The following is a 14523-nucleotide window of genomic DNA, read 5'->3' as shown; positions in this document are numbered from 1 at the left end:
AAAAAAAACCCTCCATTAAAGGAGGGTCAAGACTGCATGGGATGTCAGTGAGTGCTCAGGCCCGCGGCGTTCATGAACATGCGCATCAGGCTGGCCACCACGAACAGGGCCAGGACGCTGCCGGTCCAGATCATTGCCAACCAGCCCAGGCGTTGCCACAGCGGCTTTTTCTCGGCCTGTTCGATATCGTCCAGTGAAGGTTTACCGGTCATGGTCCAAGCCTCCTAGTGATAGCCGTCTTCATGGGTCACCTTGCCGCGGAACACGTAGTAGCTCCAGAAGGTGTAGCCCAGGATGAACGGGATGATGAACAGCGTACCCACCAGCATGAAGCCTTGGCTTTGCGGCGGCGCGGCGGCATCCCAGATCGACACCGACGGCGGGATGATGTTCGGCCACAGGCTGATGCCCAGGCCGCTGTAGCCGAGGAAGATCAACACCAGCGTCAGCAGGAACGGCGCGTAATGGGCATTGCGTGCCACGGCACGCACCAGCGCATACATGGTCACCAGCACCAGGATCGGCACCGGCAGGAACCAGAACAGGTTCGGCAGGGTGAACCAGCGCGAGGCGATGTCCGGGTGGGCCAGGGGCGTCCAGATGCTGACGATGCCAATCACCGCCAACACGACGAACGCCAGGGGCCGCGCCAGGTTGTGCATCTGCTCTTGCAGCTTGCCTTCGGTCTTCATGATCAGCCAAGTGCAGCCCAGCAGGGCATAGGCCACGATCAAGGCCACGCCGCAAAACAGGGCAAACGGCGAGAACCAGTCCAATGAGCCGCCGGCGAACTGGCGGTCAACCACCGGAATGCCTTCAATGAATGCCCCCAGCGCCACGCCCTGGAAGAAGGTCGCCGCCAGCGAGCCGCCGATAAACGCCTTGTCCCACAGGTGGCGCTTGTCATCCTTGGCCTTGAAGCGGAACTCAAAGGCCACGCCACGGAAGATCAGGCCGATCAGCATCAGGATCAGCGGCAGGTACAGCGCCGAGAGCACCACCGAGTAGGCCAATGGGAAGGCGCCAAACAATGCCGCGCCCCCCAGCACCAGCCAGGTTTCGTTGCCGTCCCACACCGGGGCGACGGTATTCATCATCACGTCGCGGTCAGTCTTGCCCGGGATAAACGGGAAGAGAATGCCGATCCCCAGGTCAAAGCCATCCATGACCACGTACATCATGATGCCGAAGATGATGATCACGGCCCAGATCAGCGGAAGATCAATACCCATGACTCAATTCCCCTTGTTCAGAGTGTCGCCGTGATCGGCGTCGCCGCTGTCATCGGCTGCCGACAATGGACGCGCCGGGGTACGTTGCTGCCCGGGGCCGCCGTGGGCCGGTTCGGTGCTGTCGTGGGTGACCGGGCCTTTGCGCACCAGGCGCATCATGTAGCCAAGGCCTGCGCCGAACAGGGCGAAGTACACCACCACAAACAGCGCCAGGGTGATGCTCATCTGCACCACGCTGTGGTTGGAAGAGGCGTCCGCCGTGCGCATCAAGCCGTAGACCACCCAGGGCTGGCGCCCGATTTCGGTGGTGAACCAGCCGGCCAGGATCGCAATCAACCCCGACGGGCCCATCCATAGCGCCAGGTACAGGAACGGTTTGTTGGTGTACAGCCTGTCGCCCTTGCGCAGCCAGAGGCTGAACAGGCCGGTGAAGATCATCAGCATGCCCAGGCCGACCATGACCCGGAACGACCAGAACACGATGGTCGAGTTGGCACGATCCTCAGGCGGGAACTCCTTGAGGGCCGGCACTTGCTTGTCCAGGGAGTGGGTGAGGATCAGGCTGCCCAGGTAGGGGATTTCTACCTTGTACTTGGTGCGCTCTTCCTTCATGTCCGGCCAGCCGAACAGGATCAGCGGGGTCGGCTCATCGCCGATGTTTTCCCAGTGGCCTTCAATCGCCGCAATTTTCGCCGGCTGGTGCTTGAGGGTGTTGAGGCCATGGAAGTCACCGATCACCGCCTGGATCGGCGCGACGATCAGGGCCATCCACATTGCCATCGACAGCATGGTGCGGATCGCCGGGTTGTCCTTGCCCCGCAGCAGATGCCAGGCCGCCGACGATCCGACAAAAAACGCGGTGGCGACAAACGCCGCCGTGGCCATGTGCGCCAGGCGATAGGGGAACGAAGGGTTGAAGATCACGGCCAGCCAATCGGTGGGGATCACCCGGCCGTCGATGATTTCAAAGCCTTGTGGCGTCTGCATCCAGCTGTTGGAGGCGAGGATCCAGAAGGTCGAGATCAGCGTACCGACGGCCACCATCACCGTGGCAAAGAAGTGCAGCTTGCGCCCGACCTTGTTCCAGCCAAACAGCATCACCCCAAGGAAGCCCGCTTCGAGGAAGAACGCGGTGAGCACTTCATAGGTCAGCAATGGCCCCGTGACAGAGCCGGCGAAGTCCGAGAAGCGGCTCCAGTTGGTACCGAACTGATAGGCCATGACCAGGCCCGAGACCACCCCCATGCCGAAGTTGACGGCAAAGATCTTCGACCAGAAATGGTAGAGGTCACGGTAGGTATCGTTGTGGGTCTTGAGCCACAGGCCCTCCAGTACCGCGAGGTAACTGGCCAGGCCGATGGTGATGGCCGGGAACAGGATATGGAACGAGATGGTGAATGCGAATTGAATTCGGGCGAGATCTAGCGCCTCCAAACCGAACATAAGTCTTCCTCTGTCAGGTAATACCGGCTACAGGCAGGGAGGCCTGCACCCACTGCTCCCACGGATATGGAGTGTGGCGAATTGCAATTCGTTCTTTTTTTACCAACCACGTAGGGATTCTGGCTTCTTGACCCCCACACCAACGCTGCAATCGGCATTGATCTGGATCAAGCATCGTTGAAAGAGTAGTCCCATTTTCCAGGTTGGACTGTGTGGTCTTTTGCCGCGTGACAGGTTGACTCAGCCAAATAGATGCCTTGCTAAGGATATTTGCCTGGCAGCAACTATTTGTTACAGCTTGATGCTAACCTCGGCACTTCCCAGGTTCAGTCCAGTCCTTGCCGATGCCCAGTGAAACCCCGCTGCTGTTACGTCATCACCGCCCTTTTATCGCGTTCTGGCTGGCCCGGATTTTTACCGCCAGCGGCTTCCAGATGCTCACCGTGGCCATCGGCTGGAACCTCTACCAACTGACCGGCAACGTGCTGGACCTGGGCTTGGTGGGCCTGGTGGAATTTGTCCCACGGGTGCTGTTCATGCTGCACACCGGGCATGTGGCCGACCGTTACGAACGGCGCAGGGTCGCCGCCATTTGCCAGACGTTGCAGGCGTTGATCGCCCTGGCCCTGGTCATCGGCAGCCTGACGGACAATGTCACCCGCGAGATGATTTTTATCCTCGCCTTCCTGCTGGGCGCAGCCCGCTCCTTCGAACTGCCCACCACCCAGGCGCTGTTGCCGAGCATCGTGCCCAGCGCCCTGTTTCCACGGGCAGTGGCGGCGGCGCAGTCGGCCCAGCAATCGGCAACCATCGTCGCGCCGGCCCTGGGCGGCTTGCTCTATGCCTTCGGCAGCGCCTGGGTGTATGGCCCGACGGTGCTGCTGTACCTGATTGCCTGCATGCTCACCCTCAACCTGCCCGCGCGGCAGACCCCACTTAACAAGGGCAAGGCCACCCTCGACTCGCTGCTCGCGGGGATTCGTTTTATCCGCAGCCGGCCGGACATCCTCGGGGCGATCTCCCTGGACCTGTTCGCCGTGCTGTTGGGCGGCGCCACGGCGTTGCTGCCGGTGTTTGCCAAGGACATCCTGCTGACCGGCCCCTGGGGCCTTGGGCTGCTGCGCTCGGCGCCGGCGGTTGGGGCGCTGTTGATGTCATTGTGGCTAGCGCGGTTTGCCGTGGACCGGCACGTGGGCCGCGTGATGTTTACCGCTGTCGGGGTATTTGGCGTAGCGACCATCGCGTTCGGCCTGTCCACCTCGTTCTGGTTTTCGCTGGCGGTGCTGGTGGTGCTGGGGGCGGCAGACATGATCAGCATGGTGATCCGCGCCTCATTCGTGCAACTGGAAACCCCCGATGAAATGCGCGGGCGGGTCAGTGCGGTCAATGGGCTGTTTATCGGGGCGTCCAATCAGTTGGGCGAATTTGAATCCGGCGTCACCGCCCACTGGCTGGGCACAGTGCCAGCCGTGGTATTGGGCGGGGTCGGGACGTTGGTGGTGACGGGGGTATGGATCAAGCTGTTCCCGACGCTGGCCAAGCGGGACCGCATGCATACCCCGGCCGAAACGCCCTGAACCTGTCGGAGCCGGCTTGCCGGCGAAAAACCAGAGAGCAACACGGGCCACCAGGCACCCAGCGTTATCGTTGACGATTTTCGCCGGCAAGCCGGCTCCTACAGGGGGCCATCATTGGATGCGCAGCTGAGTCTTCAGGGTATTGCGCGGCGCATTGATCGATGTGTTGCTGTACTCGAACCAACCGGCGGCGCGGATATCCACGTCAAATACATAGATGTAGCCCATCAATGTGCCAGCGCCATTGCAGGCCTGGCTGACGGAGCCGACCTGGCAGATCGCGGTCTTTTGCCCCGCAAGCCGCGCCCCATCAAAGGTGGCGATGGAATTATTGCCCAGCCCCACTTCCATCACCGAGACCTGTGTCGGCCCACGGTGCTGGCACTGCCGGGTGCTGTCGACGCCCTCGGCGATGGACTCTTTGCACGCCTGGGACTGCACCTGGAATACCCGCACCTCGCTCAAGGCCGGTGCAGGCGCGCCCCACGCCGGTGCCGCCGCCAGCCACAGGCCGATACAGGCGAACGGAGCTAGACTCCACGCGATGGCTTTTTTCATGCTTTGGATGACCCTGGACTGAACGTCGACGGAGTATGCCTCAAGGCCACACTCAACAAAACCGAGGCTGGGCGCCACAGGCCGTCGACCTGCTGGTATGATGCGCCGCTTTTTCCGATCCTCTGTAGAAAACACGCGGCGCTTGGCGCAGTTTGTGCTTTGACTTTGAGGTCAACAAATCACGGCGCCGAGCGCGCCACAGGGAGCAGGCATGCTGGAAAAGCTGTTTCAACTCAAGGCACACAATACTAACGTGCGTACCGAGATTCTCGCCGGTATCACCACATTCCTGGCCATGGCCTACATCCTGTTCGTCAACCCGAGCATTCTCGGCGAGACCGGCATGGACAAGGGCGCGCTGTTTGTCGCCACTTGCCTGGCGGCGGCCATCGGCTCGACGATCATGGGCCTGATCGCCAACTACCCGATTGCCCTGGCACCGGGCATGGGCCTGAACGCCTTCTTTACCTACACCGTGGTCCTGCACCTGGGCCATACCTGGCAAGTGGCGCTGGGTGCGGTGTTTATCTCCGCCGTGCTGTTTTTCCTGCTGTCGATCTTCCGCATCCGCGAATGGATCATCAATGCCATCCCCCTGCCCCTGCGCTCGGCGATTGCCGCCGGTATCGGCCTGTTCCTAGCGCTGATCGCCCTGCATAACGCCGGCATCGTGGTCAGCAACCCGGCGACCATGCTGGGCATGGGCGACCTGGCCAAACCCGCCCCCATCCTCGCCACCCTGGGGTTCTTCCTGATCGTGGCCCTGGAAGCCTTGAAAGTGCGCGGCGCGGTGTTGATCGGCATCCTCGCGGTGACCATCGCCGCCATCGCGCTCGGCGTCACCCCATTCGGCGGCGTGGTATCGATGCCTCCGTCCCTGGCCCCGACCTTCCTGCAACTGGACATCGCCGGCGCCCTGGACGTGGGCTTGATCAGCGTGATCTTCGCTTTCCTGTTCGTTGACCTGTTCGACAACTCCGGCACCCTGATCGGCGTCGCCAAGCGCGCCGGCCTGATGGGCAAGGACGGCCACATGCCGAAAATGGGCCGCGCCCTGATTGCCGACAGCACTGCGGCCATGGCCGGTTCGTTGCTGGGTACCTCGACCACCACCAGCTACATCGAGTCGGCGGCTGGCGTGAGTGCGGGTGGCCGCACTGGCCTGACCGCCATCGTGGTCGCGATCATGTTCCTGCTGGCGCTGTTCTTCTCGCCGCTGGCGGCCAGCGTCCCGGCATTTGCCACCGCACCCGCGCTGCTGTTTGTCGCAGTGTTGATGACCTCGGGCCTGGCGGAAATCGACTGGGACGATATTACTGTTGCCGCGCCGGTGGTGATCACCGCCCTGGCGATGCCCTTCACTTACTCCATCGCCAACGGCATCGCCTTCGGCTTCATCGCCTGGACCGGTATCAAGCTGCTGACAGGCCGCTACCGTGAACTCAACCCAGCGCTGGTGATCCTGTCGATCCTGTTCGTGATCAAGCTAGGCTGGTTCCCCGCATGACTTTTGACGCAGCAAGTTACGCCCTGCAACTGCAAGAAAAGGTCACGCGCTTGCGTGACCTGCTCGCGCCGTTCGATGCGCCCGAGCCACAGGTATTCGATTCGCCCCTGCAGAACTTCCGCCTGCGCGCCGAGTTCCGCCTGTGGCGCGAAGGCGGTCAGCGCCACTACGCGATGTTCTCCCAGGACGACAAGCGCACGCCGATCCTGATCGAAGAGTTTCCCATCGCCAGCCTGCGCATCAACCAGCTGATGCCGCAACTCAAGGCCGCCTGGCAAGCCAGCGCCGCCCTGAGCCACAAGCTGTTCCAGGTGGAGTTCCTCACCACCCTGGCCGGCGATGCGATGATCACGCTGTGCTATCACCGCCCGCTGGATGAGCATTGGCACACCGCTGCCAACAAGCTGGCGGCCGACCTGAACGTCAGCATCATCGGCCGTTCCAAGGGCAAGCGCGATGTGATCGGCCACGACTATGTGGTGGAGAAACTCGATGTCGGCGGTCGCACCTTCAGCTATCGCCAGCCCGAAGGCGCCTTCACCCAGCCCAACGGCACGGTGAACCAGAAGATGCTCAACTGGGCCTATGACGCCCTGGGCGATCGCAGTGATGACCTGCTGGAGCTGTATTGCGGCAACGGCAACTTCACCCTGCCCCTGGCTACCCGCGTGCGCAAAGTGCTGGCCACCGAGATCAGCAAGACCTCGGTCAACGCCGCCCTGAGCAACCTCGACGAAAACGCAGTGGATAACGTCACCCTGGTGCGCCTGTCCGCCGAAGAACTGACCCAAGCCCTGAACGAAGTGCGGCCATTCCGACGCCTGCACGGTATCGATCTCAAGAGCTATGAGTTCGCCAGCATCTTCGTCGACCCGCCCCGCGCAGGCATGGACCCGGACACCTGCGAGTTGACCCGGCGCTTCGAGAACATCCTGTACATCTCCTGCAACCCGGAAACGCTGGCGGCGAACATTGCGCAACTGCACGACACGCACCGCATCACCCGGTGTGCGATGTTCGACCAGTTCCCGTGGACCCACCATATGGAATCGGGCGTGCTGCTGACCCGGCGCTAAACCCTCGGTCCCTGCAGATCTGGAAAAATGTAGGAGCGGGCTTGCCCGCGATTGCGGTGTATCAGTCAAAATCTATCTGGCTGACCCACCGTAATCGCGGGCAAGCCCGTTCCCACATAAGCCCGCTACCCCGGCTGTGCATCATTGCTCCTTGCGTGGCCGGCCGCCCTGCTTGCCATTGGCGCGGGCGGCGGCCGACTTGGCGGCGCCTTCTAAGTGCCAGGGCCGGAAGGCTGGAGCACCTTGCTCAGAACTTGTACTCAAGCATCCCGCTCAACGTACGGCCCCGCGCCAGGCTGAGGTTGTTGGCGTCGCCCATGGCCACGAAATAGGCTTCATCGGTGGCGTTTTCCAGGGCCAGGCCAAGGTTCAAGTGGTCGGTCATCCAGTAACTGGCATACAGGTCGTAGAGGGTGTACTGCGGCCACAGTGCCTGGTCGATAAAGTCATAACCCTGCTGGTTGAGGTTGGCACCGTTGCCCGAGCTGTAGCGCACCCGCACGCCGGTATCCAGGCGTTTTTCCAGGAACCGCGCGCCCAACGTCACCGAGCCGCGATCCGCCGGCATATAGGTGGCGTTGCCCATGATCCGCCCGCAACTTTCCTTGTTGTTGGCAACGTCATCATCCAGCACTTCATAAGTAGTGACCGGCCGGATGCCGGGGCGCCCGTCCGGGCGGATGTAGGACTCGATCCGCGTAGTCCGCGGCCCGCTGGTCTTGGCTCCGCCCATGTAGTAGTTCTTCGAGCAGAAGTCGTTACTGCCGATCATATGGGTGTAGCTCAGGTTGGCGTAGGCCCGGCCCATGTCGTAGTTGAGCTGGTACTCCATACCGCGAAAGCGCGTCGGGCCGGTGTTGTTGACGTAGGCCATGGTTCCGAGAAAACCGCCGACACTGGTATCTGGCAAGCTGACGCTGTGGTTGAGGAACGAGAAATTGTCGATCTTGGTATCGAAGTAGGCGACCTTCATGCCCAGGCGGTCGTCGTTGAAAAACAGCCCTTCCTTGAACACGTTGACGCCCATTTCCCAATCCCGCGACTCTTCAGCCTTAAGGTACGGGTTGGGGAACACCCGCTCTGCCGAGCTGCCACCATGGGGGCGACCGGTCATGAAGGTTTCCGTGACCGCCGGCGGGCGCCAGCCCTCGCCCCAACGCGCATAGAGCTGCATCCACTCAAGCCCCGGCTTGACGCCGATGCCGAAGGTGGGCGAGAAGTGCCCCTCTTCATTATCGATATCAAACACCTCGGCCACACGCTTGGCGCCCACCAGGCTGTTGTAGAAACGGTCGCGCTTGTACAGGGTCATCCCGGTTTTGCCTTCAAGCCGGTAGCGGTCGTAACGCAGGCCGGCATCCAGGGTCAGCCAGTTGCCATATTCGTATTGCAGGTTGTTGAACAAGCTGGCGATGGTGCGTTTACCGCCCGGGGTGTCGCCTTCGACATACGGCAGCAGCCCCTGGAGGTTGACCGCCTCGACCTTGTTGGTGCGCGGCTTGAATTGGTCCTGGTACATCTCCAGGCCGTAGTTCCATTTGACCCGGCCCAGCGCCTCGAAATCGAAGCGCGAGGTGTTGTCCGCTTGCAGGCCCCAGGTATCGGTCTGGAAGTGATCGGTGTAGCCGCCAACCTCGTTGCCCGTACCAGGTGACGACAGGTTTGGCGCATTGGTGCGCTCCAACTGGGTGCTGACGTAATACGCCTTGGCCTTGAAATCGATCAGCGGGTTGTCTGGCGTGTAGCTGTAGTCCAGCGCGACGTTCTTGGCCGCAAGGTTGTTCTTGCTCACGCGCCGGTAGTAAACGCTTTGTGCATCGTCGGCGGTATAGGCCCAGGCGTCGTTGCTGTCACTGTCGCTTTGCAGGTAGCTCAGTTGCACACGCTGGTCATTGGGCAGGTTCAAGCCCAGTTTGACGATCTGCGAGCGAGTCACGCTGCCCATATCGCCGACCTCGCTGTTCAACCAATCGTCAAACGCCTCGGGCTGATACTTGCGCGCGCGCAGGTTGGTGCCCAGCTTCTGGTCGTTGTGGGTGCCGGCGTGGTAATCGCCGAAATGCCGCTCGCTGTAACCCAGCAGCACATCGCCACGCTCATCGCCAAAGGCAAATACACCGCTGCCATTGAAGTGGGTGCCATTGCCCAGTTTGCCGATGCCATTACCCGCGCGCAGACGCCCGCCGTACTCCTTGCCATCGGCCAGGAACTCGCTGGCGTCCAGGGTCTTGAATGACGCAATGCCACCGAGCACCGCCGCACCGCCCATGCCCGACTGGCTGCCTTTGTCGATCTCGATGCTGGAGATAAATTCAGGGTCGATCACCATCGTGCCGTTGCGCTGCTGGTGGCCGTTGACGTTGAAGTTCTGGCGCATGCCGTCAATGTTCATATTGACCCGGCCATAGTCCTGCACCCCACGGATATTCACCGACAAGCCAGGGTCACGCTGGTTGACGGCGGTGTAGACACCGGCGGTTTCCTCGAGCATGTCGGCGGCGTGCCGGGGTGGGCGCTTGTCGATCTGCTCGCGGGTGATCACCGCCACCGAGCGCGGGGTTTCATACACCCAGTCACTGGGCTTGCCGTTGGTGTTGGCGTTGATGGTGGTGGTGCCAACGGTCAACGCGTTGTCCTGTTCGACATTGACGCGATTGAGGGTGACCTGGCGCTCGCCGGTGAAGCGATACTCCACCGGCGCACTGCCCAACAAACGCCCCAGGCCTTCCTGGACACTGTATTGGCCCTTCAGCGCGGTGCTGCTGAGGCCTTGCAGGCGCGGGCTATCGAACAGCACCTGCAAACCAGCCTGGTCGGCAAACGCCAGGACCGCGCCGCCCAGGGGTTGGGCGGGAATATCGAACATCAGCGTCGCAGGCTGCGAAGCGCCGGCCACCGGGGCGGCGGCGTAGGCCTGCCCGGCGCTGGCAAACAGACCCAAGTGAATGGCCAGGGCCAACCGGCTGCCGGTGACGCGCCCTTTGGTGATTGCAGACATCGTTGTGATCCCTTCGCTGAGCGTTTTTTGTTTATGCGAATACTTCTCGATTAGCAAGACGCGTCAGGTACAGGGAGTCAGTAAGGCTTTTTGAAAATTGTTTGAAGATCGGCCAGGAATGCGGGCTTGTGTAGGAGCTGGCTTGCCGGCGATGCAGGCAACTCGGTCTACCAGGTAGACCGAGGTGATGCTATCGCAGGCTAGCCAGCGCCCACACAAAAGCGCCCGTTCACAGGGAGGTTTGCGGTATGTCAGTAGATCAGGCTGACACCCGCCAGATCAAAGCGGTGCACCTGCAGCTCTTCGGTCAACGTGCCCAGCGCCTTGTCCAGCATGTCGAGGCGCACCACCGCACTGACTTCACGCTTGCCCAGCTCGGCATTGCGCAGCACCACCCGCCCGGGGCGGTAGCGATTGAGCTCTGCAACCACCTTGGCCAGCGGCTGGCGGTCGAACACCAGCACCCCGCGCCGCCAACTGGTGGCCCGCGCCAGGTCGAAGCCGGGCAGGCCTTTCACACCGTCCTGCGCACTGTAGCGGGCGGCCTGCCCCTCCTCGAGGACCGTGGTTTGCGGCTGGTCTTGCTGGGTCACGGCCACGCTGTGTTGCAGCACGCCCACCCACGCCTGGTCGTCTGCCTCGCGGCCGACCACAAAACGCGTGCCCAGGGCCCGGGTTTGCCCGCCGGCACTTTGCACCACGAACGGCCGGGTTTCCTGCCCGACCATGGGCGCCACGTCAAAAATCGCCGAGCCGGCCAGCAGGCTGATCCGCCGCTGCTCGCCGTCGAAATCCAGGCGGATGGCGCTGGAGGAATCCAGCTCCACGGTACTGCCGTCCGCCAGGCGCACCATGCGCACTTCGCCCTTGGCGGTCAGGTAGTCGGCCTGCATCTGCAACAAGGCTTGCGGCGCCTGCAACCAGCCAATTCCGGCGACCACCAGCAACAGCGCGACACTTGCGGCCACGCGCCATGGCCGCCGACGCTGGGCGCGGCGCAGTGGCATGCCTGCCGACGGCGGGCGCTGGCGATGCACGGGCGTATCTGTTGGCAAATCACCCAGCGCCGCCCAGGTCTGCCGGGCAAAATCCAGTTCCGCGGCGTGGCGGCTGTCGCTGGCAATCCAGCGTTGCAGTTCGGCGTGTTCCTGCACACCCAGCCCGCCCGCATGCAGGCGCACCGCCCAATCGGCGGCGACCTCGGTAATGCTGGGCTGTTGCGACTCCTGGCTATTCACGTGTGAGTCTCGAATTCTCGTTGTATGAAACAGTGACGTTTGAGCAGCGTTTTTTCAGTAAATCATTCGTCGGACGGCGTCACATCGCCCTCCCGCAAACGCTGCATGACATGCGCCAGTGCCTTGGCCAGATGCTTTTGCACTGAACTGTCGGAAATTTCAAGATGCCGCGCAACCTGGGCGTGGGTCATGCCCTCGACGCGGTTGAGGCGGAAAATCTGCTGGGTGCGCTCCGGCAGTTCCGCCAACGCCTGCTTCAATGCCTGTCGCTGTTGCTGCGCCATTGCCTGAGCCTCCAACCCGGCCACTTCATCTTCAATCTCGGCCAACGCCTCATGGGGCACGGAGTCGGTCTTGCGCCGGGCCTCCTGGCGGATATGGTCGATCAAAAGATTGCTCGCCGTGCGGTAGAGATAACCCTGGGAGTTGTCGATCCGCTCGCTGGACGGCTTTTGCGCCAGGCGCAGGAAGCTCTCCTGCACCAGGTCCGCAGCCAACTGAGGGTCCCGTACCTTGCGCAGCAAATACCGGCGCAGGGTATCGGCATGCTTGAGAAACAGGCCCTTGAGATCCACGTCCGACAAACCGACTCCCTGGGGATGTAAAGGAAACAGGCGGGCATCTTAAGCGTTGTCGAGAATGATTTTCAATTGATATCAACTCTTGGGCAGTACCGGCAGGCCGTATTCAGCGTTCGATAATCGAACGGTTATCCACGGCATGACGCCTGGCCAATTGACCAAATTAACCATTCAGTACATTTTGTCTCCATCAATAAAAACAACAGTGGAGACATCCCCATGCCGCCTATCGTACTGGTCCTCAACGGCCCCAACCTGAACCTGCTCGGCACCCGCGAACCGGCCACCTATGGCCACGAGACCCTGGCTGACGTCGCCGCGCTATGTGGGCGCAGTGCCGAACAGTTCGGGCTGAAACTGGAATTTCGCCAGACCAACCACGAAGGCGAGTTGCTGGACTGGATTCATGGCGCCCGCGCCCGGTGCGCCGGGATTGTGATCAACCCGGCGGCCTGGACCCACACCTCGGTGGCCATCCGCGACGCCCTGGTGGCCAGTGAACTGCCAGTGATCGAAGTGCATCTGTCCAACGTGCATGCCCGTGAACCCTTCCGTCATCACTCCTTTGTTTCCCCTATCGCCAAGGCCGTGCTCGCCGGGTTTGGCAGCCACGGTTATCACCTGGCCCTCGAACATTTCAGTCGGGAGCTCAAATGAAACCGCGCATTCTTGCCGGCCTGATCGGCGCGGGCATCCAGGCGTCCCGCACGCCGGCCCTGCATGAGCAGGAAGGCGATGCCCAGGGTCTGCGCTACTTGTATCGACTGATCGACCTGGACCCGCTGCAACTGGACAGCAGCGCCCTGCCCGAGCTGCTCAAGGCCGCCGAGCAGATGAACTTCACCGGGTTGAACATCACCTACCCGTGCAAGCAGGCGATCCTGCCGTTGCTCGATGAGCTGTCGCCCGAAGCCCGGGGCATCGGCGCGGTCAACACCGTGGTCTGGCGCGATGGCAAGCGCATCGGTCACAACACCGACTGCCTGGGTTTCGCCGAAGGGTTTCGCCGTGGCCTGCATGAGGCTGCCCGCCAGCGCGTGGTGCAGATGGGCGCTGGTGGCGCGGGCGCGGCAGTGGCCCATGCGCTGCTGGCCGAAGGTGTCGGGCAGTTGAGTATTTTCGATATGGACCATGGGCGCGCGCAAAGCCTGGCGGATAACCTCAACCAGCATTTCGGCCCCGGCCGCGCGCATGCCGCCAGTGATCTGGACAGCGCGATGGCGGCGGCTGACGGGCTGGTCAATACCACGCCCATGGGCATGGCCAAGCTACCGGGCATGCCAGTGCCAGCCGTGTTGCTACGCGCAGATTTGTGGGTCGCGGAAATCGTCTACTTCCCGCTGGAAACCGAGCTGCTGCGCAGCGCCCGGGCCTTGGGCTGCCGCACGCTGGATGGAGGGAATATGGCGGTGTTCCAGGCGGTGAAGGCCTTTGAGTTGTTCAGTGGTGAGAAAGCAGATGCACAAAGGATGCTCGATCATTTCCAACACATGAATACCTCACTGTAGAAACCGGATCCTAATGTGGGAGCTGGCTTGCCAGCTCCCACACAAGCCCGCACGACATTGAATTCGGCGGTGGATCAGGCCTGCAGGTAACGCAGCACCGACTCGCAGATCATCGCGCGATGCCGTTGCTTGATCGCTTCATCCGACAATTCGATCTGAAAAATCTCACTGAAGGTATGCCGGTTGGAGACCCGGTAAAAGCTGAACGAGTTGATCAGCAAATGCACATCCAGCGGCTCCAGCCCCGCGCGAAATACCCCCAGCTCCGCGCCCCGGCGCAAGGTCGCGCCCAACGCCTCCAGGATATTGCTGTTCATCGCCTTGATCGCATCCGACTGTTTCACATACTCGGCGTTGTGAATGTTCTCGATGCTGACAATCCGCACAAAATCCACGTTCTGGTCATGGTGGTCGAAGGTGAACTCCACCAGGCGCCGGATCGCTTCCCGGGGTTCCAGCTCGGTGAGGTTCATCCTTGTTTCGGTGTTGCGGATATCACCGTAGAGCTTTTCCAGGACCTCGACGTACAGCTGCTCCTTGCTGCCGAAGTAGTAATAGATCATGCGCTTGGAGGTGTGGATGCGCTCGGCGATGGCGTCCACCCGCGCCCCGGAAAGCCCCTGCTGCACGAACTCGACAATGGCCTCTTGCAGAATGTTCTCGCGGGTTTTTTCCGGGTTGTTCTTGCGACTCTTGCGCGGCGCCAGGGGGGCGTCGGGCAGTTCGGACGTCGGGGTCATGGTGCGCTCACGGCCATTTATGCAGGCCGTGATTATGGGCCGCCGCGTCTCACGAAGGAAGCGCC

General features: G+C 61.8%; 13 protein-coding genes. 5 read left to right on the top strand and 8 right to left on the bottom strand.

Going from position 1 to position 14523, the window contains the following annotated elements; translation table 11 throughout:
• Positions 1 to 44 precede the first annotated feature (44 nt).
• From HBO12_RS05630 to HBO12_RS05620, 3 genes are read right to left on the bottom strand one after another with little or no spacing between them, the layout of a single operon-like run.
• On the bottom strand, positions 45 to 212 hold the full coding sequence (locus HBO12_RS05630; protein ID WP_169951104.1) for a DUF2474 domain-containing protein: 168 nt from the start codon (positions 210 to 212) through the stop codon (positions 45 to 47).
• Positions 213 to 224: 12 nt separating this feature from the next.
• Positions 225 to 1232 carry a cytochrome d ubiquinol oxidase subunit II gene (gene cydB, locus HBO12_RS05625; RefSeq protein WP_029292140.1) on the bottom strand — a complete coding sequence of 336 codons (1008 nt, stop codon included), beginning with the start codon at positions 1230 to 1232 and terminating at the stop codon, positions 225 to 227.
• A gap of 3 nt (positions 1233 to 1235) precedes the next feature.
• A complete protein-coding gene (locus HBO12_RS05620; RefSeq protein WP_170041696.1) occupies positions 1236 to 2675 on the bottom strand; it encodes a cytochrome ubiquinol oxidase subunit I in 1440 nt (479 codons plus the stop codon).
• Positions 2676 to 3019: 344 nt separating this feature from the next.
• Between HBO12_RS05620 and HBO12_RS05615 the strand changes: the two genes are divergently transcribed.
• Positions 3020 to 4252, top strand: a complete 1233-nt coding sequence (locus tag HBO12_RS05615; protein ID WP_169951108.1) for an MFS transporter — start codon at positions 3020 to 3022, stop codon at positions 4250 to 4252.
• Between the two features lie 111 nt (positions 4253 to 4363).
• On the opposite strand, the gene HBO12_RS05610 is transcribed toward HBO12_RS05615, so the two are convergent.
• The gene (locus HBO12_RS05610; RefSeq protein ID WP_170041695.1) at positions 4364 to 4810 is read right to left on the bottom strand and encodes a DUF4879 domain-containing protein; all 447 of its coding nucleotides are present in this window, start codon (positions 4808 to 4810) and stop codon (positions 4364 to 4366) included.
• 211 nt (positions 4811 to 5021) lie between these two features.
• Here HBO12_RS05610 and HBO12_RS05605 point away from each other — a divergent pair, with 211 nt between their 5' ends.
• On the top strand, positions 5022 to 6317 hold the full coding sequence (locus HBO12_RS05605; protein WP_169951112.1) for an NCS2 family permease: 1296 nt from the start codon (positions 5022 to 5024) through the stop codon (positions 6315 to 6317).
• Positions 6314 to 7393, top strand: a complete 1080-nt coding sequence (trmA, locus tag HBO12_RS05600; protein ID WP_169951114.1) for a tRNA (uridine(54)-C5)-methyltransferase TrmA — start codon at positions 6314 to 6316, stop codon at positions 7391 to 7393. Before HBO12_RS05605 ends, trmA begins: the two co-directional genes overlap by 4 nt.
• 247 nt (positions 7394 to 7640) lie before the next feature.
• On the opposite strand, the gene HBO12_RS05595 is transcribed toward trmA, so the two are convergent.
• The 3 genes from HBO12_RS05595 to HBO12_RS05585 all read right to left on the bottom strand — a co-directional run bounded on the left by HBO12_RS05595 (position 7641) and on the right by HBO12_RS05585 (position 12213).
• Positions 7641 to 10391: a TonB-dependent receptor gene (locus HBO12_RS05595; RefSeq protein ID WP_170041694.1), complete on the bottom strand. Its 2751-nt coding sequence runs from the start codon at positions 10389 to 10391 to the stop codon at positions 7641 to 7643.
• A gap of 251 nt (positions 10392 to 10642) precedes the next feature.
• Positions 10643 to 11629 carry a FecR domain-containing protein gene (locus HBO12_RS05590; protein WP_170041693.1) on the bottom strand — a complete coding sequence of 329 codons (987 nt, stop codon included), beginning with the start codon at positions 11627 to 11629 and terminating at the stop codon, positions 10643 to 10645.
• Between the two features lie 62 nt (positions 11630 to 11691).
• Positions 11692 to 12213: an RNA polymerase sigma factor gene (locus HBO12_RS05585; RefSeq protein ID WP_032861829.1), complete on the bottom strand. Its 522-nt coding sequence runs from the start codon at positions 12211 to 12213 to the stop codon at positions 11692 to 11694.
• Between the two features lie 216 nt (positions 12214 to 12429).
• Between HBO12_RS05585 and aroQ the strand changes: the two genes are divergently transcribed.
• On the top strand, positions 12430 to 12867 hold the full coding sequence (aroQ, locus tag HBO12_RS05580) for a type II 3-dehydroquinate dehydratase (protein WP_032861827.1): 438 nt from the start codon (positions 12430 to 12432) through the stop codon (positions 12865 to 12867).
• A complete protein-coding gene (locus HBO12_RS05575; protein ID WP_170041692.1) occupies positions 12864 to 13718 on the top strand; it encodes a shikimate dehydrogenase in 855 nt (284 codons plus the stop codon). The genes aroQ and HBO12_RS05575 overlap by 4 nt, the downstream gene beginning before the upstream one ends.
• 74 nt (positions 13719 to 13792) lie before the next feature.
• On the opposite strand, the gene HBO12_RS05570 is transcribed toward HBO12_RS05575, so the two are convergent.
• Positions 13793 to 14458: a TetR/AcrR family transcriptional regulator gene (locus tag HBO12_RS05570; protein ID WP_057958369.1), complete on the bottom strand. Its 666-nt coding sequence runs from the start codon at positions 14456 to 14458 to the stop codon at positions 13793 to 13795.
• Between the last annotated feature and the right edge of the window lie 65 nt (positions 14459 to 14523).

The organism is Pseudomonas sp. WS 5059 (genome assembly GCF_012985525.1).
Lineage (GTDB): Bacteria > Pseudomonadota > Gammaproteobacteria > Pseudomonadales > Pseudomonadaceae > Aquipseudomonas.
The sequence above is the reverse complement of the archived record's forward strand: the minus strand, read 5'-3'. Positions and strand labels throughout refer to the sequence as shown.

Coding starts and splice junctions, on each gene's coding strand:
- HBO12_RS05630 (WP_169951104.1), bottom strand. CDS start 212: ATGACCGGTAAACCTTCACTGGACGATATCGAACAGGCCGAGAAAAAG.
- cydB (WP_029292140.1), bottom strand. CDS start 1,232: ATGGGTATTGATCTTCCGCTGATCTGGGCCGTGATCATCATCTTCGGC.
- HBO12_RS05620 (WP_170041696.1), bottom strand. CDS start 2,675: ATGTTCGGTTTGGAGGCGCTAGATCTCGCCCGAATTCAATTCGCATTC.
- HBO12_RS05615 (WP_169951108.1), top strand. CDS start 3,020: ATGCCCAGTGAAACCCCGCTGCTGTTACGTCATCACCGCCCTTTTATC.
- HBO12_RS05610 (WP_170041695.1), bottom strand. CDS start 4,810: ATGAAAAAAGCCATCGCGTGGAGTCTAGCTCCGTTCGCCTGTATCGGC.
- HBO12_RS05605 (WP_169951112.1), top strand. CDS start 5,022: ATGCTGGAAAAGCTGTTTCAACTCAAGGCACACAATACTAACGTGCGT.
- trmA (WP_169951114.1), top strand. CDS start 6,314: ATGACTTTTGACGCAGCAAGTTACGCCCTGCAACTGCAAGAAAAGGTC.
- HBO12_RS05595 (WP_170041694.1), bottom strand. CDS start 10,391: ATGTCTGCAATCACCAAAGGGCGCGTCACCGGCAGCCGGTTGGCCCTG.
- aroQ (WP_032861827.1), top strand. CDS start 12,430: ATGCCGCCTATCGTACTGGTCCTCAACGGCCCCAACCTGAACCTGCTC.
- HBO12_RS05575 (WP_170041692.1), top strand. CDS start 12,864: ATGAAACCGCGCATTCTTGCCGGCCTGATCGGCGCGGGCATCCAGGCG.
- HBO12_RS05570 (WP_057958369.1), bottom strand. CDS start 14,458: ATGACCCCGACGTCCGAACTGCCCGACGCCCCCCTGGCGCCGCGCAAG.